Below are 21,610 nucleotides of genomic sequence, written 5' to 3' on the forward strand. Positions count from 1 at the left end.
TTTAAGGTAAAGGTTAATTAAAATATTAAAGGAAGGAGTGTGAAATATGGAGTACATAGAAAAGAATAGTAATTTTAAGATGAGCATAGAGTCTTTTTCTAAAATTATATCTGAAAGATGGAATGCTGATGGAGATATAATAAAAAATTATATATTTTCAAATATAAGCCTTTGTTTGTCAAGAAACAGTCAAGCTAAAAATGATCTTGAAAGATTATATATGGCTGATAAATTAAAATATTATAATGCATTTTTAAATTCCAGTAGTTTGAATTATGTATTAATAATGCAGGCGACTATAGAAGAACAAATATGGGCAAGAAAAATACTTGGAATACTGTTGGTTGCAGAATCTGATAATAATATAAGAAATAAAGTTATTAAATTATTAAAAAAGTATTATCCATTAGTATATGAATCAGTAAAAAAACGTAATAAGGAAAAATTAAAAAATAAATATATAAAGATGGATATAATTAGTAGAAATATTGAAGCGAGATTTGATGCAGCAATATATTTCTATTTTGCCACATATATTTCATCTGAAGTAGTAGATCAAGGATTCATAATTTCTATTTTAAATGATATAGAAGAATTTGAATTTAGCGATTTAATCAACAGAGATTTTGAAGAAGAAATAGAAAAATATAAGGATGAAGTACAGGAAATAAAATTGCTATTAAAAATGGAGTATGGAAAAGTATTTAATATTAAAGATATTTTCAGGCATAATAATGAAAAGGTTAGAAATTGTGGTGAATTCCTAGAAGATTTATTTCTAAGTAATAAACTTAACATTAATTATATTTTTCATGATTTAGATTTTATTAATGTAGATAAAATAATTTTATCGTATGTTAGAGTTTCTAAAGATAAAAATTTAGAGTTATTAATACAAAACATTATTAGTGGTTTATTTGTACAAGTCTTAATAAATGAATATAAAAAAATGAGAGATATGTATTTTAAGAGCAGCGGAGAAGTTTTGCATTACGAATTGAATACGCTTGTAGAAAAACTAAAAATTATTGAACATGAAAATGTTAATTTAAAAGCTAATATTGAAAGTTTAAATAAAGAAAAATCATTATTTGACAAAAATTTAAATCGTGAATTAAATAAGTTAGAAAATTCCCATAAACAGCAAATGAAGATTATGGAAGATAAAATTAAAAGCTTAGAAAAGAAATTAAGCGAAGAAATGAGCATTAGATCTGAATTAGAGTCTTTAAGAGAATATGAGCTTAATTTAAATGAATTTGAGAATAATTATGATTTAACTAGAAATTTAGGTGATTACATTAACAATAAAAAAGTTATTATCATAGGTGGGGATAAGGAATGGAGAAGAAGGTTTAGAGTTAAATATCCAGAAATAAGAACTTTGAACGGGTTTAATGAAAATTTTGATGCTAGTGTTTTAAATAACTCTGATTATATTTTCTTTTATTCAAAATATATGAACCATTCAACCTTTCATAAAGCAATGAATTTTATTAAATTTAATAAATGTAATTTTGGATATATAGGAAAAACCAATATAGAACTTGTTGAACAAGAAATTATAGAAAATATTAGTAAGTATGAAGAGTATGTAACAAAACAATAAATTCTTATTAAAGAACCTTAAGTGGAGAGGATGTGATTAAATCCTTTTTATGACTTAAAAATCTATGAAGATTATTATTAATATATACAAATCTTCGTATAATCACATCCTGTTATTAATAGATAAAAAAGGTGAGCCTTGTATATTCATATAACAATTGTTTCTGGAGAATTATATTACAGGTAACTAAATATTTTTATCTTCTTGTGATAAGGTTTCATTCATACTACCCGTCCTATATCCAAGTAAATCTAATGTAACATACGTAAATCCTATTTTTTTAAACTCATTTCCGATAGTGTCCATTACTTTTTGACTATAAAATTTTTCTCTTTCTTCTGGTTCAACCTCGATTCTTGCTATTTCCCCATGATGTCTTACTCTTACTTGTCTTATGCCCATATCTAAAAGAAATTGTTCTGCTTTATCTACCATAGTTAGTTTTGGTAGAGTTATTTTATGTCCGTATGGAAATCTAGAAGACAAACATGCAAATGAGGGCTTATTCCAAGTAGGAAGTCCAAGTTCTTTTGATAATTCTCTTATATCTTTTTTTGTTAATCCAGCTTCCATTAGGGGACTTGTGACATTAAGTTCTTTAGCTGCCTGCATTCCCGGTCTGTAATCACCGGTATCATCAAGATTTGATCCGTCAAATATGAAATCAGCTCCATTTTCAAAGGCGATATTTTTAATTTTCGTATAAAGCTCTTTCTTACAGTAATAACATCTGTTTTTAGGGTTTGAAGCAAATCCATCAATATCTAATTCTTCTGAAGAAATTATTATATGTTTAACATTAATTTCTTCAGCAAATTTAATGGCCTCATTTAATTCTCTTTTTGGATAGGTAGAAGATGTAGCTGTGACAGCAATTAATTTATCATCTAAAATTTCTTTAGCTATTTTGAGTAAAAAAGTACTATCAACACCTCCAGAAAATGCAATAGCAGCACTTTCTTTTTTTATAATTATTTCTTTAAGTAAATCGAACTTTTCTTGAAGTGTCATATTAATTCCTCCTGTTTAAAAAATTTAAGGTACAAAATAAAAAAATATTTGATTTTAATGATGGATACCATAATGAAACTTAAAGTGATTGAAATAAATACTTATAATATTAATTGTATTTTCATATAATTAATTATTCTTATATGTATACTATGTAATAATCATATAGCATACCTTAATTGATGTCAATTTATGGTTAAATAAATTATAGTTTTTAAAAAATTAATTTTAGAAAATATTAAAAATATAATATGTAATGTATGATAGCGTATGGTATAATTTTACTGTAATCGTTAAGAAAAATATTTTTCAAGTAAAATGATCTTAATAATAAATTTGAATATAAAAGACAATAACAAGTCATATTTTATATGCTGCTGAAATACAATGGAATTAACATAATAAAATTAAATTTGAAATATATAGGTAAGAAAAAAATTTAATCTTACTTAAGGAGGATTAATTAGGAATGTTTAAAATTATATTGTTTTGTGGAACGGGAATATCTTCAAATATGTTAGCTGCAAAAATGAGAGAGCTTATGAAGAAGATGAAAATCAATTCATTTGTAGAAGCGTATTCAGAAATTGGTTTTGAAAAATATTTAGATAAAGCAGATGTAGTATTGGTAGGACCACAAATTAGATACTTATTTCCAAAATTTAAGAAAGCATGTGATGAAAGAGGCATCCCTATTGATGTGATTAGTAATGCAGATTATGGTACGATAAATGCAGAAAATGTTATAAATATGGCTTTAAAAATGATTGAAAATAATAAAAGATGACATAACAAATAATGAAGTAATTAGTAACAATAAATGAAAAAAAGATTATTGTAATTATATTTAATAAAGTAGGAAATTAGATAAACTCCTTAAATGTTAATACACTTAAGGAGTTTTTTCAGTTTAAATTAATTCTAGAAAATAGCCTCTCAATTGAGTAGTGCTTGAATTTTTTGGTGCTTAAAGTAATTTTTTTAGCTCTAATAGGCTTGAAATTTCAAAAGTAGGTTTTATTTCAGTCTTATTTATAATATTGCTTGGATTAAACCAACACGTATCTATACCGAAATTTAATCCGCCTAAAATATCAGATGTTAAGCTATCACCAACCATCAATACTTTTTCTTTATTACGGTAATTGATATTATTTAAGGATAACTCGAAAATCTTTGGGTTTGGTTTGGATACGCCCACTTCTTCAGATATTATTATATCTTCAAAATACTTGGATATAATAGATTTTCTAATTCTTTTATCTTGGACATCAGTAAGACCATTTGTAAGTATAACAAGTTTATAGCTAATACTTAGATCATTAACTAGATTTATACTGTCTTTATATAAAAATGAAGCGTTAGCTAAATGTTTCATATATGATTTAGAAAATTTAATTTCATCAAATTTAATATTTAATGCATTTGAAAATCTTTTGAATCTATCAACTTTTAGTTTTGACTGGGTAATTGTTCCAAGTTCAAATTCTTTCCAAATGGCTGTATTGATATTGCTGTATATTGGTAAATGATAATTTTCATCATATCCTATATTAAATTCAATCATAGTGTTTTTAAATGCTTCTTTTTCTGATTTTTTAAAATCAAATAAAGTTTCATCAGCATCAAATATTATAACTTCGTATTTCATATAACTCTCCTTTTAAAGTTAATTAATAAATTTAGTTATTCCCAGATTGAAATTTATCTACGTGTAAAATTGAAGGAAATAATTTCATCCAAAGTATAACCACTAGTATAGTTCCTATTCCTCCTAATAAAGCAGCATTTACTACTCCTAGTAAGGAAGCTGTAACACCAGATTCGAATTCACCTAGCTGGTTAGATGTTCCTATAAAAATCATGTTGACAGAGCTAACACGTCCTCTCATATTATCTGGTGTTTCTAGCTGCACAAGTGTAGAACGGATAACAACACTTACAACATCTGAAGCGCCTAATACGAAAAGGGCAAGAAATGAAAGTATAACAGATTTTGATATTGCAAAAACTATTGTAGATAAACCAAAGCATATAACTGCAGTAAACATAGTTCTCCCAACCTTATGCTTTAAAGGATTTTTTGCGAGATATGCTGACATTAGTAATGCCCCAATGGCAGGAGCAGATCTAAGGACGCCTAGACCAAAAGAACCTATCATCAATATGCTGCTTGCATAAATTGGAAGGAGGGCAGTTGCTCCACCGAAGAGTACAGCAAATAAGTCTAAGGATATGGCACCAAGTATAATAGGTTTTCTCTTTATAAAGGATATTCCAGCAAAAATGGTTTTTAGACCTGAAGACTCAGGTTTGTAATCATCTTTTTTGGTAGATTTCATTGAAATTTGCGATATTAATGTTCCAGAGATGAAATACAAAGCAGCAGCAAAGGCATATACCAACGTTGATCCAAAGGAATATAATATTCCTCCAACAGCAGGCCCAACAATAACCGCGAATTCAGAAACCGATGATATTAAGGCTGATGCTTTTGGAAAAACATCTTTGCTTACAATGTTTGGCAATAATGCTTGCATTGGTGGTCCTTCAAAAGAATGCGCCACAGCAATAAAAAATATTATAATAAGAAATCGTTCTTTTGTAATCCATTGGCTGAAGCTACCAAAAGCTAAAATTGAAATAAACAAACTTTGAAGTACTTGACTTAAATTGATTATTTTTCTTCGGTCGTGCTGATCTGATATATGACCAACAAAAAGTGAGAGGAAAAGCATTGGTAGAAATTGAACTAGTCCAACTAGACCTAGATAAAAAGCAGATTTAGTTAATGAATACATCTGCCAGCCAATAGCAACACTAAGCATTTGATATGAGAAATTTGTAGAGACACGTGCAACCATCAACATTCTCAGAGATTTATTCTTGAGCAGAGTTTGATTGTCTTTAGTTGAAACCATTATTTTCAGAACCTTTCTTTTAAAAAAAATAATCTTGAAACTAGAAAAATTCATGTTCCAAGTTGAATTATTAATAGTATATACCCATTAGTTATACAGTGGCAAGTTAGAAATTGGCAGTAATTTCAATCTGTTATAAGTGGCAGCGTTTACAAAAAATTAATTTATTTATAAGAAAATTATTCTTGGTTAAAAAACAAGTTTGAGTTACAATATAAAAAGCTTATAAAATAGAAAAATAATGGAGAATAATAATGAAAAAAGTGATTAGAAACATAATTAGGAATAACTGGTTGTTTGTATTTATAGTAGTTATGCTTCAATTTAAGTCAATGATACTACTATCTATGCTTAGGACACCAAACTCATCAAGCATTGATTTAGGAAATATTTATTTTGGTACTCCAGTACGTTGGGCACATATAGCTATAATAATATTAGTGTGCAGTCCTATTTTCTTTTTCAAAGAAAAAGGTAGATTAAGATCTGCATTAGTAATTGATATTTTAGTCACATTTCTTTTTGTAGCTGATATATGGTATTATCGTGCAAATGGAACTTTTTTATCAATTAGATACTTAATGCATAAAGAGATATTTAATCCAATAGGAAAGAATCTATTTAACCTTAGGGTAGTAGATTTGGCATTTATTGCGGATTTTATTGTTCTTATCTTAATATATAACTTTATTAGATTCAGAGATGAGAATAATGAAATAAAGTTTATTTTTAGAGCAATAAAGGCTATCTGTGTATTTTTGTTAAGTTCTTTAGCTATTTGGATGGGATATTATTATATTGATGTTAAACATATTGATCCTGATAAAAATCTATTTAGATTATCATGGGCACCATTTCAGACTTTTAGTGATATGAGTCCTTTGGGATATCATGGATTTGATATTAGCTTCTACAAAGATAAAAATCAGGTATTAACTAATAATGAAATAAATGATATTAAAAGCTGGTTCAATGACAATAAGGAAAACCTTCCGGATAATAAGTATAAGGGCATGCTTCAAGGTAAAAATGTAATTGCTTTGCAGGTAGAATCCTTGGAGAATTTTGTTATAAATCAAAAAGTATATGGGCAGGAAATAACGCCTAATTTAAATAAATTACTTTCACATAGTTTGTATTTTAATAATATCTATGAACAAAATAATTCAGGAACAAGTTCGGATGCAGATTTGCTGGTTAATACATCTATATTTCCAATTAGAGAAGGTACAACTGTTTTCTCATATCCTTGGTCTAAATATAATACTCTACAGAAGTTATTAGAGAACAAAGGATACACTACTATTTCTACACATGCAGAACTGCCTGGAAGTTGGAATTGGGCAGAAATGCATAAATCTTTTGGAGCTAATAAAATATTAGATATAGGGATGTATAATCAAGATGAAATAATAGGTTTAGGTCTATCTGATGAATCTTATTTGAAACAAATATCAGGAAAGCTAAAAGATGAAAAACAGCCTTTCTATGCATTTATGACTACATTGTCTAGTCATGGGCCTTTTGATATGCCGGAAGATAAGAAATATTTAAAACTTCCGAAGGAACTTGATGATAATATTCTAGGTGCTTATTTTCAAAGTGTTAGATACACAGATGAAGCCATAGGTGAGTTTTTAAGTGAATTGGAAAAGAATAACCAGTTAGATAATACTGTAATTATGATTTATGGAGATCATTGTGGAGTTCATAAGTTTTATGAAAAAGATATGGAAAATGCTCCATTAGAGGGTGACTGGTGGAAGGACAATCATAAGAAAATACCGTATATTATATATTCAAAAGATTTACAGCCAGAGGAAATATCAAAGGCCGGGGGACAATCCGATTTCTTACCTACAATCTCATATTTACTTGGAATTGATAGGAGAGAATTTGACTATAGCTCAATGGGAAGAATATTAGTCAATACTGAAAGAAATTCAACTATATTAAATGATGGTACAATTATAGGAAATCCAAAAGATGAAAAAGAAACTAATCATTTAAAAGATACATTTAAAATAGCAAACTCTGTAATTAGTAAAAACTTTTTTGGAAGTCAAAAATAGATGAAATAATTTATTTATCTGTGGGAAAATAAATTAGTAGGTAATATTATAGATTATTTTAATTGAAAAAGTGAGGATAAGGTATGGAAACTAATAAAAATGTACAAGAGAAGATAAATAACTTTTTAGCAGAAAATAAAATAAATGTGACTGGTGGAATAATTAAAAGTGAAAAACAATTGTCATCGGTTTTGAATGACCTTGCAATGAGCGATTTACAAAAAGGAAAGATAGAAAAAGCGTTATATTTCACTGAAAAAGCAGCTGAATTTGATGAAAAGAATTATTATTCATATTTTATTAAAGGTTTAATTTATAGACAAATCAATAAAGTTAAGGAAGCAGTTGAAGCTTTTGAAACATACTGCAATAACAGCGATGATTCGTTAGCGCATATTTATTTAGGTCTTTCATATGCAGAATTAAATGATATAGATAATGGGTTAGACCACTTAAGAAAAGGAGAAAAAAATCTCTCTAATGAAGAAAAGGAACAACATAAATCTCTAATTTGTGCAGTTTATGAATGCTTAGGCAATATTTATTTGAATAAAGAAAATATAGTAGAATTTACTGAAAGAGATAAATATAGCATTAACTATAAAAGTGCTGTTAAGTATTATAAAATGTCTTTAAAAATAAACAGGAGGAATAGTGACCTAATTAATAGGCTTGCAGCTTGCTACTACCATTTAGGAGATATAAATAAAACCCTATATTGTTATGAGCAGGCAGCTAAGATAGCACCTGATAATGATATGTATTTAGAAGCAATAAAAGAAATGAAAGAAGAAGGGGCTAAATCAGAACCAGCCGGTTTTTAAAAATAAATAAAATTTGTAATTAAAAATAAAAGACTTAACTCGAAAAATTGTTTATGAGTTAAGTTTTTTGTTTTTAATTAAACTTTTAATTCTATTTATTTTAGGTGTTAGCTAAAACAACATATATAAATTAGAAAAAAACAGACATAATTCGACAATGATATTTTGAGAATTACCTTTCATGATGATAATTATAATTTTAAGAGGATAACAATTAGCGACATCTGTTGACATATATAAGTATATATAATACTATATTTATTGTGTATTATTTGTTAAAAATTAATCTAAATCTTTGACAAATTAATAAATAGAGAGTTGAATAATTTATTACTAATAATTTTATGGGAATCATTTCTAAGAATAAAAAATTATTATTAAACGTAATAGGAGAATGTTTTGAAAATTATATATAAAATTTTAAAAATATTTTCTTATGCTCATAATACAAAAAATACATAGGGGGCTTATTTTTATGAAAAAAAAGATTTCTTTGCTTTTGGCACTAGCTATTTCCACTTCATTAACGCTAGCAGGCTGTGCATCTAAATCAGCTTCAAAAGCAAACGTAGATAGCGATGTGATAAAAATTGGAGTTTTCGAACCGATGACAGGAGCTAATGCAGCCGGAGGACAACTAGAAGTTGAGGGGGTAAAGTTAGCAAATAAACTTTATCCAACAGTCAATGGTAAAAAGGTTGAATTAGTTTTTGCTGATAACAAGTCAGATAAAGTTGAAGCAGCTAATGCAGCAGCTAACCTTGTTGATCAAGAACATGTAAATGCAATTATTGGAAGCTGGGGTAGCGGTAATTCTATGGCAGCTGGAGATGTTGTGCAAGAGGCTAAGGTTCCAGCAGTTGCAGCATCAGCAACAAATCCATTAGTTACTGCCGGTAATGACTATTACTTTAGGGTTTGCTTTATTGACCCATTCCAAGGGACTGTTATGGCAAAATATGCTGCTAATAAGCTACAAGCTAAAAAGGTGGCTCTTCTTCAAGAAGTTTCAAGTGATTACTCAGTTGGTATTTGTAAATTCTTTAGTGATGAATTTGTTAAACTTACAGGTGACTCAAATGCCATTGTTGCAAAGGCTAGTTACAGCACAGGAGATCAGGATTTTACAGCTCAGCTTACCAATATAAAGAGTAGTAATCCAGATGTAATATTTGCGCCTGGTAATTTTACTGAAGGTGCTATGATAATTAAACAAGCTAGACAGCTTGGAATAACAACTCCTATAATTGGAGGAGATACATGGGAAACACCAGAATTCATAGATATAGGACAAGAATCTGTTGAAGGAACAGTATTTTCAACTTTCTTTGCAAGTGAAACGCCTATAACTTCTGAATCAAAAACTTTCTTAGATGCATATAGACAAGAATATAATAAGGAACCAGCAGCTGTTACAGCTTTATCTTATGATGCTTACTTAGTAATTCTGGATGCAATTAAGAGAGCTAATTCTACAGATCCAGTAAAGATTAGAGATGAAATTGCGAAGACTAAAGATTTCCCTGGAGCAGCTGGAGTAATTACAATAGATGAAAACAATAATGCAGTAAAAGATGCAGTTTTAAAAGTAGTCAAAGATGGTAAATTTACTTATCTTGATACAATAAAACCAGAAAATAATTAGGGGTGAAATTATGACATTAAGTACATTCATGCAATACCTAACAAATGGAATTTCATTAGGAAGTTTATATGCCCTAATAGCTATAGGGTATACTATGGTTTATGGAATATTAAAACTTATAAACTTTGCTCATGGAGATATATTTATGATGGCTGCTTACTTTGCGTTTTTTGGGGTAGCAACTTTCGGACTTCCTTGGTATTTTTCTTTTATAATAGCTATAGTTTTAACAGCAATTCTTGGAATGATAATTGAATTTGCTGCCTATAAGCCGCTTAGAAATGCACCAAAGATATCAATCTTAATTTCAGCTATCGGTGTATCCTTCTTGCTAGAAAATTTAGCAGTTGTTTTATTCGGAGGAATGCCAAAAGCATTTCCCACTCCAAAGATATTTACAAATGTAGTTTTTATAGGTGGGGTATCAATTCAAAATATTACTTTTATAATTCCAGTTGTAACAGTAATTTTATTATTTGGATTAGTGCATTTAGTTAACAATACAAACGTTGGTATGGCAATGAGAGCAGTTTCCAAGGATGTTGAAACTGCAAAGCTAATGGGAATAAAAGTAAATAGAATAATATCTATTACTTTTGCTATTGGATCAGCTTTAGCTGGAGTAGGTGCCATGATGTGGTCAACTAAGTATCCTCAAATTATCGGAACTATGGGAATAATTCCAGGACTTAAGTGTTTTATAGCAGCGGTTATAGGTGGTATAGGAGATATTAAGGGAGCAGTTATTGGAGGTTTTCTTCTTGGAATAAGTGAAATTATGATAGTTGGGTTCCTTCCGGGCTTAACTGGGTACAGAGATGCATTTGCTTTCATACTATTAATCGTAATATTGCTATTTAAGCCTACAGGAATAATGGGCAAAAACTTAACAGAGAAGGTGTAAAAATGAACAATAAAAAAATGTATTTAAATATAGCTCTTATTGCAATTATATTTTTACTCTTATTTGTTGCAAATAGTAGCTTAGATTCATATGAAATTAAAATATTAAATTTATGTGCAATATATACAGTACTCGGACTAAGTATGAATTTGATAAATGGATTTACTGGTTTATTTTCTTTGGGACATGCTGGTTTTATTGCAGTAGGAGCATACACAACAGCGCTACTTACAATGTCAGAAAAAGTTAAAAATCAAAATTTCTTTATGGAACCGCTAGTAGCTCCGTTTAATCATATTTCAATACCATTCTTACCAGCATTAATTATTGCAGGGCTTGTGTCAGCTTTTATTGCATTCTTAATTGGTGCACCTGCATTAAGGCTTAAAGGAGACTATTTAGCAATAGCAACTCTTGGTTTTGCTGAAATAATAAGAATAGTAATTACAAATGCACAAAGCTTAACAAATGGTGCTTTAGGACTTCGTGGTATTCCTCATAGTACAAATTTATACTGGAGCTTTGGAATAGCAATTTTTACAATAATAATTCTTGTATCATTTATAAATAGCTCATATGGTAGAGCGTTAAAATCTATTAGGGAAGATGAAATTGCTGCCGAAAGTATGGGAATAAGCTTATTTAAGCATAAGGTAATAGCATTTACTATAGGAGCGTTCTTCGCAGGTGTAGGAGGAGGACTACTTGGAAATTCATTAGGTACAATAGCACCTAATACTTTCACATTTTCTCTAACTTTTAATGTACTTCTTATAATAGTTATTGGTGGAATGGGAAGTATTACTGGTACAGTAATATCAGCTTTTGCAGTTACGATACTTGGAGAAGTGCTAAGATTCTTAGATATGGCAAAAGAATTTGATCTTGGAATCTTAAAATTTACAGGTATACCAGGATTAAGAATGGTAGTTTTCTCAGTATTACTTATGATTATAGTATTATTCTTTAGACAAGGAATTATGGGAACAAAGGAATTTTCGTGGAAATCACTATTTAAATACACTAGTACAAAAAATAAACCTCTAGAAAAAGGAGGGGATATGTAATGGCATTGTTAAATGTAAAAAATGCAACTATGCAATTTGGAGGGCTAACGGCTGTAAAAGATTTTAATCTTGAAATTAATGAGGGAGAAATAATCTCTTTAATTGGACCCAATGGAGCAGGAAAGACTACAGCTTTTAATATGATAACTAATGTTTATACTCCTACAAAAGGTAAAGTTATTTTCAATGATATAGATATTACTGGTATGAGACAGGATAAGATAACTCAAACTGGTATAGCAAGAACATTTCAAAATATACGACTTTTTAAAGATTTAAGTGTACTCGATAATGTATTAATTGCAAATCATGTTCATATTAAATCAAATTGTTTTGAAGCTATGTTAAAACTTCCGAGTTATAGAAGAGAAGAAAAAGAAATGATTGAAAAATCAATTTCTCTTTTAAAAGAACTAGGACTCGAAGAATTAAAAGATGAAAAGGCTAGTTCTCTTCCGTATGGTAAACAAAGAAAGCTTGAAATAGCGAGAGCTCTTGCAACTAACCCTAAACTTCTTCTTCTAGATGAACCAGCAGCAGGAATGAATCCTACTGAAACTGATGAGCTTACAGCCTTTGTTAAGGAAATTAAGGATAAGTTTAATTTATCTATATTTATGATAGAACACCACATGAATATGGTTATGAGTTTATCAGACAGAATACAGGTTTTTGAATATGGAATTACTATAGCTGAAGGCACGCCTTCCGAAATACAAAATGATAAAAAAGTTATAGATGCATATTTGGGGGTATCTGAAGATGATTAAAATTGACAATTTAGTTGTATCATATGGCGGCATTGAAGCGTTAAAGGGCATAAACTTAGAAGTACCTGAGGGGAAGATTGTAACATTAGTTGGAGCTAATGGAGCTGGAAAAAGTACTACACTAAAATCTATAGTAGGCCTTGTTAAACCAAAAAGTGGTACTATTTATTTTGATGATAGCACTGACTTAACGAAGCTTAATACTGAGCTGATGGTCAAAAAAGGGATTGCTTTAGTTCCGGAAGGAAGAAAGGTTTTTGCAGATCTAACAGTTTTAGAAAATTTAAAGATTGGAGCTTATACGAGAACGGATAAAGCTGGTATAGCAGAAGATTTAGAAAAGGTATATTCACTTTTTCCAAGGCTAAAGGAAAGAACTTGGCAGGCAGCAGGTACACTTTCAGGTGGTGAGCAACAAATGCTTGCCATAGGAAGAGCTCTAATGTCTAGACCAAAATTAATTATGATGGATGAGCCTTCGTTGGGTCTTGCTCCAATAATCGTTAAAGAATTATTTGGAATTATTAGGAGAATCAATGAAGAAGGAATGACAGTTCTTTTAATTGAACAAAATGCCAATGCAGCATTAAAAATAGCTGATATAGGTTATATTATGGAAACCGGAAGAATAACCTTAAGTGGTTCTGGGCAAGAATTGCTTAATAACGAAGAAATTAAAAAAGCATATCTTGGCGAAGCATTATAATTTAGTTAAAGATGTAGTAAGATTAAAAATTAGAATTCTTACTACATCTTTTTATATTTATGCATTTAAATTTATTTATAAAAACTATTTACAACGAAACAATGTTACGCTATTATAATAATATAATCATGATTTAAAAAAATATTATGTATATGAGCGAAACAATGTTACGTTATGAGGAGAGTATGTATGGATAATTTATATGATATCAATTTAGAAGGAATAGGAACGGTAAATGGTGGTAATTACAAGAGTATTAAGATAACAGGGGTAGGAACAATTCTCAATAATATTACATGTGAACAATTTAATTCGGAAGGTGTTTGTAAAGTTAATGGAAGTATAGGTTGCAATAATATTTATGTAGAAGGTACATTTAATTCCTTGGGCAGCATTGAAGCTGGTGAAAAGGTAATTATAAACGGTATGGTAAAATCAGGAGAGAACATTCAGGGTAGAGAAATTAATATAAGTGGAAGAATTAATGTTAATGGATTATTATCTGGAGATAAAATTAAGATTATTTTAATAGGAAAAAATAGAGTTAAAGAAATAGGTGGAGAAGAAATAACTGTCTTGCAAGAAAAAAAGAGTTTTATTAATGGAACTATAATACCAAATAAGTTAATATGTGATTCCATCGAGGGAGATATAATTACACTAGAGAATACCGAATGTGAAATGGTGAGAGGCACAAATGTAAATATAAAAAGTGGATGTAAAATTAAAAAAATAGAATATACAGGTGAAATTTTTATTGATCCAAAATCAAAAGTAGAGAACGTAGTTAAAATATAGAAGAAATTTATAATAAGTAATTTAAGGATGTGTAGAAGATGGATAAGTTGAATTCGTTAAAAATAATAGGTAATGGTATGATAACCAATGGTGATTATGGAAAGATTTCTATAATTGGAGAGGCAATAGCATTAGAACAAATTAAATGTAATTATTTAAAGGTAGTTGGAAATTGTACATTAAAAGACGAAATGATTTCAGATAGGGTAAAGATCTTAGGAGAATTATTATGTGAAAATTATGTAATAACTAATGATGAATTAGATATTTTGGGAAATCTAAGAGCTTTAAATAATTACAAAGTTAATAAGATAAAGGTTACAGGTGAGGCAAAGTTTGAGAAAAGCCTACTATTTGAAGAGGTAAATGTATTTGGGCAATTAGAGGTTTTTAAAGAATGTGAAGGAAATACATTTAATAGTAGGGGACAAGTAAAAATAGATGGATTATTAACAGCTGAAAATATAATTATAAATCCCAATGGAATTAGTATAATTAATGAAATTGGTGGAAGCAAGATTATAATTAAAAAGAAAGGAATATTCTCATTTGGTGAATCTAGAGTAATTTCAAATTTAATCGAAGGAGATTATATAGAATTGGAGAATACTGAGTGTAAAATTGTCCGTGGTCACGATATAACTATAGCATCAAATTGTAAAATTGATAAAATTGAGTATACTGGATCATTGTCTATAAATAAAAGCAGCATAGTGGGTGAAGAAGTATGTTTGAAGAACTAATATCAAAAAAAGAACTTTTAGAAGAACTACAAATTTCTTATGGACAATTATATAGATGGAAAAGAAAAAAGCTTATACCAGAAGAGTGGTTCATAAAAAAGAGTGTATCAACAGGACAAGAAACATATTTCCCTCGGGACAAAATAATCATAAGGATAAAAAAGATTTTAGAACTAAAAGATGACATATCTTTGGATGACCTTGCTGACCAATTTACCTATAATGTGAAAAATATTAATTTAAAAAAATCATATTTAGTAAAAAATAATATTATTCCAACAAATATTATGGATAGATTTGAAGAAATTATTAAAATTGAAAATGAGATATATAATGAAAGTAAATTATTTACGATATTTATTTATGAAAAACTAATTGGGCTTGGATTTCTTGGTTTAGAAGAAATTAGTGAAATAACAATTTCTATATATAAAAATTATTCAAAGTTAAATAGCGAAAAAAATACTATTGTTGTAAAAAGAAAGCTTGGGGTATGTTTCTATTATGTATCATGCAGTGAAAATGAAATAACAATTGACGAAAATTCTATTGAAATTGTTAGGATTAGTACAAGAGATATTCTACAAAAGATACAAGAATTAAAAATTGTGATATAAAAATTTTTTCATTGAATTTATGGCTACATTATTTTAAATAAAAATAATGTAGTTTTTTTGTCGTAAATAAAAATTGATAGATCATTGGATAAAAGTGATTATAAGGTTATAATATTACGTAGAAAAAGTTATGCTGAGAACAGAAATATTGTTTATTTTGAAATAATCTAACTACTAAATATGTTTTAAAATAAAAATTTATTAAACTAGATTTAATGAAATATGGAATATACAATGCTATGGCTAAATTTGATTTAATATGATAGCAAAAGTTTACTAATAGATTAATCTAAATAAGCTACATTATTTGATTTTGTGTATAGACTTTATAGTATTAAATGACTATTTATGCGATTAAATGTAATAAAAAATTTAATTAAATTAATAAGTAATTTAAAAGTAATATTTTTCGTATACACATTTGCTCGAAAATAATATACAATAATAGTAAGTAATATAATTAACATATTAAATTTCAGAATTTCCTACATTGGAGGATTGACATGAATTATACAATTTCTGATTTAATACAAAAACTAATAGATATAGAAAAAGATATACTAAGTATATTAAAAAGGATTGAACATTTACCACAAAATAAACTTAAAGTAGTTGGTATAATTGCTAGAGCTATTGAAAAGCAGGAACAAAAGCATATTCAATATTATGAGCAAATTAAAAATAATTTATGCGGAGAATTAAACGAAACAATCGATTTCTTTTTTTATGATAAAGTCGCTAAGCTTTTATATGAATTTAGATCACATATTCAAGAATATCCCCAAATAAATAATGCTCAAGATTTAATTAAGTATGCAGTAGGGCTTAAAAAAGATAATATTGGACTCCTTCTAGATATTCAAGGGCGATTATTGGGGAAAGCAGATGATGTAAATAATAATGTATATAAAGTTATTGAGCAAATTATAAAGGAAGAAGAAAAACAAGAAAAGATGTTTGAACAATTAATAATATCGAAAAAATGATTTGGATTTTAAAATTACATAATATGTAATATATTTTTGAATTAATTTGTTAATGAGTAGTTTAAAAGAATTAATGATTAATATGATATATTATTTTTAATTATAAATAATATAATTTTTACATAATATATTAAGTGGGTGAGCATATGGAAAAACTTTATTGTAAAGAGGAGATTATTTCCCTTTTAAAATCTAAAGAGGCAGTAAGCATTTTTAATAAATATGATATTAAAAATACGATTATTTTTGGTAGTATAAATAGTGATGAATTTAGTGAAGAGTCAGATGTGGATATGGCAATAATAGGGAGTAATAAAATAAAATTAGAATGTATACTTGAACTAGAGAAGTATTTAGCAAGCCTTCTAAATAGAGAGATAGATGTAATTGATTTGAGAAGTGATAATTTGGATTTATTCATGAAAATAGGAATACTGAATAACGGAAAGGTAATATTCACTTGTGACAACAACTCTAGTTTGGAGGAGTTTGGAGAAAAACTCGATAGAATATATAAGGAAAATGAAAATTTTATATATTTTAGGAAAAAGGATGTGCTATCATGAATCAAGAAAGACTTATTAAAATAATACAAGATTTACAAGAATGTACTTCTGATATAGAGGAATGTGTTGATATATTAAGTGATGAAAAGAATAGTAATATTATGCTTAAACTTGCTAAATCAAGTTTAAGACAACTTTTTGTGAGTTTTCATACGATACTTGAAGAGTTTTGTTCTATAACGTTAAAAGAGATAAAAAAATATAAAATAGGTATTTCACTATATGATAGTTTAGTAATATTAAAAGAAAGCGAAGTTATTGATGGAAATCTGTTTTCTTTTTTAGAAAAATCCAGGTTACTTAGAAATAGAATATCTCATAGATACAAAGAACCTAACCATGAAGAACTATTTGAACATATAGTTGAACATAAAGAGGATTTTCAAAAAATAATTTTAATTGCAAAGAAATACTTAGATGATAGGGAGTTGTCAAAAAAATCTTAAGTGAATCGTGAATCTCTTTTATACCTAGTTGTAATTCCAGGAAAACTAAGTTTTTATAAAAAAGGCTAATTTTATCACAGTTGTAACACTTGTTACATACTGTGATTTTATTTTGTAATACAATATACACAAGATAAGAAATTAAAATTAAATTATAATTAATAATAAATTAGAAAACAGGAGGAATCAATATGATAACTAAAGAAATGACATTAGCACAAATAATTAATATTAAGGAAGATGCTCCACAAATTTTAATGAATTTTGGTATGGGGTGTGTTGGATGCCCATCAGCACAAGCAGAGAGTCTTGAAGATGCAGTAAAGGTACATGGATTAAATCTAGACCAACTATTAGAAGCATTAAATAAATAGCTAGAAGATTTCTAAAATGTAAATTCTACTTAAGCTAATAAACAACCTAAAAAGGTAAGAGTTTACAATTTGAATAATTATAATGTTTTAAAGGGCAAAGATAATTTCGATGAAAACACATAATGAGAGGTTGACACGCTTGTGCTTGAATAAATGTTTATTTGGGCAATTATATGTGTGACAACCTCTTATTAAGTATTTTGCCAGCATATTTTCTATAAAAAATTAATTAAAGACTTTTTAGATAGGCAAATACCATATATAATATAGTTACAGAAAATTATAAAGAATATAGCATATATGATTTAGTTTGATCAGGAGGGCAAAAGATGAGTTTTGGAAACTTGCAGAAAATCAGAGATGGAAAAAGAACTTTTGGAATAACTCCGCATATTCCAGGTGGATTTATTACAACAGAGGTAATGCAAAAAATTGTGGATGTTACAAAAAAATATAATGGGATACTAAAAATAACATCTGGTCAACGAATATTAATTACTAATTTAAAACAAGAGGATCTAAGTAGAATATGGGAAGAACTTGAAATGGAACCTGCTGTAAGAACACAAAATTCAGTTAAAAACGTTGAGATATGTCCTGCTGGGTATTGTAAAAGGTCTAAATTTAATACTATTGGTACAGGAATGAAGCTTTCAAAAAAATACCAATGGATGGAAATGCCATGTAGAACTAAGATTGGTGTGGCAGGATGTAGAAATGCCTGCGGCAGTGTTTATAGTAAGGATGTTGGAGTAATAGCTGATAAAACAGGATTTATTGTTACTGCTGGCGGATCTGGAGGGTATAATCCGAGAATGTCAGATATTATAGCAGTAGATATAACTGAAAAACAAGCTCTTAATTTGGTAGATAATGTTTTTGCATATTACAAAGAACATGCAGAACCAGGTGAAAAATTAGGTTTTTTTATTGATAGAGTTAGCATTGACAAATTTAAGGAAGAAGTATTAAAGGGGATAGAGGAATTAACTAAATAGTTATAAGATTTATTAAAACAAATGTTGAAGATTAATTTTTCGCCAGTAGTGTAAAAAAGACATTCTCCTGGCAATTATTATTTTATATTGTCATTATTTTAAAGAAATTTAATTAGGTATATGTTATAATTGAGATTGAGTTTATGTATATTAATTAAAAAAATATAAACCTTTACGATTATCATAGTGATAAATATTAGTGAAAATGGGGAAATTTACGATCCGCATACTAATAATAATTCACTATTAAGATTACAATTAATATATATAATGTATAAAGTTTATAATAAAAGAAACTCAAGAAAAATAAGGAGTGTGAATATTATGGGAGATAATAAAACATCTTTTATACAAAGTGCATTAGGTTCTGTTTTTTCTGTTTTTAGTCCAGAAGAACTACAAGAATTATCTAATGGTAGAAAAATAGCTATATGCGGAAAAGTTAATAATCCAGGAATAATTGAAGTTCCAGAAGGGGCTACATTAAACGATATAATTGAACAATGTGGAGGATTAATAAATAAAAGTAATTTTAAGGCAGCTCAAATTGGACTTCCTTTTGGCGGTTTTTTAACACAGGATAGTCTAGATAAAGAGTTTGATTTTGGATTATTTTATGATAATATAGCGAGAACTATAATTATACTTTCACAAGAAGATTGTATTATTCAGTTTGAAAAATTTTATATAGAATATCTGCTTGCAAAAATAAAAGATGGCTCTTATAAGAATTATGAAATTGTTAAAGAAGATATAACTGAAATGTTTAATATTTTAAATAGGATTAGTAAGGGCGTATCTAATATGCGTGAGATTTATATTTTAAGAAATCTTGCAGTAACAGTTAAGAGTAAAATGAAACAAAAACATAATATTATGGAAGAAATAATTGAAAAGTTTTACGAAGAAATTGAAGAACATATTGAAGAAAAGAAATGTTATACTTCCCAATGTAATCATCTTATAAAGTTAACTATTACAAAAAAATGTATTGGGTGTGGAGCATGTAAGAGAGCGTGCCCAGTTGACTGTATTGAGGGGGAATTAAAAAAGAAGCATAATATTGATTATAATAGATGTACTCATTGCGGTGCATGTGTTTCTGCATGTCCAGTAGATGCAATAACTGCAGGGGATAATACTCTTTTATTCCTTAGAGATTTAGCTACGCCAAATAAGATAGTTATCACACAGATGGCTCCAGCTATTAGAGTTGCAATTGGTGAGGCATTTGGATTTGAACCAGGAGATAATGTAGAAAAGAAATTAGCAGCAGGGCTAAAAAAATTAGGCGTAAATTATGTTTTTGATACTACTTGGGGTGCTGATTTAACTATTATGGAAGAGGCAGCGGAATTGCAGGATAGACTTGAAAGGCATTTGGCTGGAGATGAAAATGTAAAGCTTCCGATACTTACTTCATGTTGTCCTTCTTGGATAAAGTTTATAGAACAGAATTACGCAGATATGCTAGATGTACCGTCATCAGCAAAATCACCTATGGAGATGTTTGCAATTGTAGCGAAAGAAATATGGGCAAAAGAAAAAGGTCTTTCAAGAGATGAAGTGACTTCAGTTGCAATAATGCCATGTATTGCTAAGAAATACGAAGCTTCAAGACCAGAATTTTCTGTAGATATGAATTATGATGTTGATTATGTTATTACAACAAGAGAACTTATAAAAATCTTTGAAAACTCCGGAATAGATTTAAAAACTCTTGAAGATGAAGAAATAGATTCAGTTATGGGAGAATATACTGGTGCAGGTATAATATTTGGTAGAACAGGTGGAGTTATTGAAGCCGCAGTAAGAACTGCCCTTGAAAATATAACTGGAAATAGAATTGAAAATATAGAATTTGAGCAGCTTAGAGGCTGGGATGGTTTTAGAATTTGTGAACTTGAAGTTGATGACATAAAGCTTAGAATAGGTGTTGCACATGGTTTAAGGGAAGCAGCTAAAATGTTAGATAAAATAAGATCTGGTGAAGAATTTTTCCATGCAATAGAAATTATGGCTTGTATCGGTGGATGCATTGGCGGTGGTGGACAGCCTAAAATTAAAAAGAACAAACAACAAGTTTTAGAACAAAGAGCAGAAGGCTTGAATAATATTGACAGATCTAAAGTACTTAGAAGATCCAATGAGAATCCTGAAGTACTAGCTATTTATGATAAGTATTTAGATCATCCATTAAGCAATAAGGCTCATGAGCTTCTTCACACAACTTATTTCCCTAGAATGAAGAAAAATAATGATTAATAACCATATAACAAAAAAATCCTTGAAGAGAATTCAAGGATTTTTTTTGTTAATAATATGATATAAAATTTAAAATTTTAACAAAATAATAATAGATAACTGCAAAAATATGTCTAATTAAAATTTCATATTATTAATTTTACAAATAATATTGACTAAAAAACTTATTTTAATGTTATATTTATGTTAAGTATTTTTAACAAAGAAATTTTGTATTAATAATAGATATAACATTACAATAACAGTTTATGATAGATTTACGCGATCGTGAGTATTTAAGGTTTTATT

The 21,610-nt window shown here is 28.3% G+C and carries 21 protein-coding genes; 18 read left to right on the top strand and 3 right to left on the bottom strand.

The features are described from left to right. Positions 1–46 precede the first annotated feature (46 nt). On the top strand, positions 47–1,609 hold the full coding sequence (locus COL3_RS10925) for a hypothetical protein (RefSeq protein WP_008421549.1): 1,563 nt from the start codon (positions 47–49) through the stop codon (positions 1,607–1,609). Between the two features lie 186 nt (positions 1,610–1,795). Here the strand turns inward: COL3_RS10925 and larE are convergent, their stop codons facing one another. Continuing rightward, entirely contained in the window at positions 1,796–2,620 is an 825-nt protein-coding gene (gene larE / locus COL3_RS10930; RefSeq protein ID WP_008421551.1) for an ATP-dependent sacrificial sulfur transferase LarE, read from the bottom strand. Positions 2,621–3,089: 469 nt separating this feature from the next. Here larE and COL3_RS10935 point away from each other — a divergent pair, with 469 nt between their 5' ends. Then, a complete protein-coding gene (locus COL3_RS10935; RefSeq protein ID WP_008421553.1) occupies positions 3,090–3,407 on the top strand; it encodes a PTS sugar transporter subunit IIB in 318 nt (105 codons plus the stop codon). A gap of 180 nt (positions 3,408–3,587) precedes the next feature. Here the strand turns inward: COL3_RS10935 and COL3_RS10940 are convergent, their stop codons facing one another. Next, entirely contained in the window at positions 3,588–4,271 is a 684-nt protein-coding gene (locus COL3_RS10940; RefSeq protein ID WP_008421555.1) for a YjjG family noncanonical pyrimidine nucleotidase, read from the bottom strand. 31 nt (positions 4,272–4,302) lie between these two features. Then, the gene (locus COL3_RS10945) at positions 4,303–5,541 is read right to left on the bottom strand and encodes an MFS transporter (RefSeq protein WP_008421557.1); all 1,239 of its coding nucleotides are present in this window, start codon (positions 5,539–5,541) and stop codon (positions 4,303–4,305) included. Between the two features lie 254 nt (positions 5,542–5,795). On the opposite strand from COL3_RS10945, the gene COL3_RS10950 reads away from it, so the two are divergent. The 16 genes from COL3_RS10950 (at position 5,796) to COL3_RS11025 (ending at position 21,322) form a co-directional block, all read left to right on the top strand. After that, positions 5,796–7,613 (top strand): LTA synthase family protein, encoded by a 1,818-nt coding sequence (locus tag COL3_RS10950; protein WP_008421559.1) that lies wholly within the window; start codon positions 5,796–5,798, stop codon positions 7,611–7,613. Positions 7,614–7,696: 83 nt separating this feature from the next. Next, positions 7,697–8,437 carry a CDC27 family protein gene (locus tag COL3_RS10955; RefSeq protein ID WP_008421561.1) on the top strand — a complete coding sequence of 247 codons (741 nt, stop codon included), beginning with the start codon at positions 7,697–7,699 and terminating at the stop codon, positions 8,435–8,437. Positions 8,438–8,912: 475 nt separating this feature from the next. Continuing rightward, positions 8,913–10,082, top strand: a complete 1,170-nt coding sequence (locus COL3_RS10960) for an ABC transporter substrate-binding protein (RefSeq protein ID WP_008421563.1) — start codon at positions 8,913–8,915, stop codon at positions 10,080–10,082. A gap of 10 nt (positions 10,083–10,092) precedes the next feature. Beyond that, positions 10,093–10,986, top strand: a complete 894-nt coding sequence (locus tag COL3_RS10965; RefSeq protein WP_008421565.1) for a branched-chain amino acid ABC transporter permease — start codon at positions 10,093–10,095, stop codon at positions 10,984–10,986. A gap of 2 nt (positions 10,987–10,988) precedes the next feature. Then, positions 10,989–12,053 (top strand): branched-chain amino acid ABC transporter permease, encoded by a 1,065-nt coding sequence (locus COL3_RS10970; protein WP_008421567.1) that lies wholly within the window; start codon positions 10,989–10,991, stop codon positions 12,051–12,053. After that, positions 12,053–12,823, top strand: coding sequence for an ABC transporter ATP-binding protein (locus COL3_RS10975; protein ID WP_008421569.1), 771 nt, complete (start codon positions 12,053–12,055; stop codon positions 12,821–12,823). The genes COL3_RS10970 and COL3_RS10975 overlap by 1 nt, the downstream gene beginning before the upstream one ends. Continuing rightward, positions 12,816–13,529 carry an ABC transporter ATP-binding protein gene (locus COL3_RS10980; RefSeq protein ID WP_008421571.1) on the top strand — a complete coding sequence of 238 codons (714 nt, stop codon included), beginning with the start codon at positions 12,816–12,818 and terminating at the stop codon, positions 13,527–13,529. Before COL3_RS10975 ends, COL3_RS10980 begins: the two co-directional genes overlap by 8 nt. Positions 13,530–13,718: 189 nt before the next feature. Continuing rightward, on the top strand, positions 13,719–14,327 hold the full coding sequence (locus COL3_RS10985; RefSeq protein WP_008421573.1) for a hypothetical protein: 609 nt from the start codon (positions 13,719–13,721) through the stop codon (positions 14,325–14,327). 38 nt (positions 14,328–14,365) lie between these two features. Then, complete coding sequence (locus COL3_RS10990) at positions 14,366–15,070, top strand: hypothetical protein (protein WP_008421575.1); 705 nt, start codon at positions 14,366–14,368, stop codon at positions 15,068–15,070. After that, the gene (locus COL3_RS10995; RefSeq protein WP_008421577.1) at positions 15,055–15,687 is read left to right on the top strand and encodes a DUF4004 family protein; all 633 of its coding nucleotides are present in this window, start codon (positions 15,055–15,057) and stop codon (positions 15,685–15,687) included. The genes COL3_RS10990 and COL3_RS10995 overlap by 16 nt, the downstream gene beginning before the upstream one ends. Before the next feature lie 503 nt (positions 15,688–16,190). Continuing rightward, positions 16,191–16,673 carry a hypothetical protein gene (locus tag COL3_RS11000; RefSeq protein WP_008421579.1) on the top strand — a complete coding sequence of 161 codons (483 nt, stop codon included), beginning with the start codon at positions 16,191–16,193 and terminating at the stop codon, positions 16,671–16,673. Positions 16,674–16,819: 146 nt separating this feature from the next. Further along, a complete protein-coding gene (locus tag COL3_RS11005; protein ID WP_008421581.1) occupies positions 16,820–17,239 on the top strand; it encodes a nucleotidyltransferase domain-containing protein in 420 nt (139 codons plus the stop codon). Beyond that, entirely contained in the window at positions 17,236–17,685 is a 450-nt protein-coding gene (locus COL3_RS11010; protein ID WP_008421583.1) for a HepT-like ribonuclease domain-containing protein, read from the top strand. The genes COL3_RS11005 and COL3_RS11010 overlap by 4 nt, the downstream gene beginning before the upstream one ends. A gap of 191 nt (positions 17,686–17,876) precedes the next feature. Continuing rightward, entirely contained in the window at positions 17,877–18,059 is a 183-nt protein-coding gene (locus COL3_RS11015) for a DUF1858 domain-containing protein (protein ID WP_008421585.1), read from the top strand. A 329-nt stretch (positions 18,060–18,388) separates the two neighbouring features. Next, positions 18,389–19,057, top strand: coding sequence for an NAD(P)H-nitrite reductase (locus COL3_RS11020; RefSeq protein WP_008421587.1), 669 nt, complete (start codon positions 18,389–18,391; stop codon positions 19,055–19,057). A gap of 324 nt (positions 19,058–19,381) precedes the next feature. Further along, the gene (locus COL3_RS11025; protein ID WP_008421589.1) at positions 19,382–21,322 is read left to right on the top strand and encodes a [FeFe] hydrogenase, group A; all 1,941 of its coding nucleotides are present in this window, start codon (positions 19,382–19,384) and stop codon (positions 21,320–21,322) included. Positions 21,323–21,610 lie beyond the last annotated feature (288 nt).

Source organism: Clostridium sp. LS, from assembly GCF_002760435.1.
In the GTDB taxonomy this organism is placed as follows: Bacteria; Bacillota; Clostridia; order Clostridiales; family Clostridiaceae; genus Clostridium.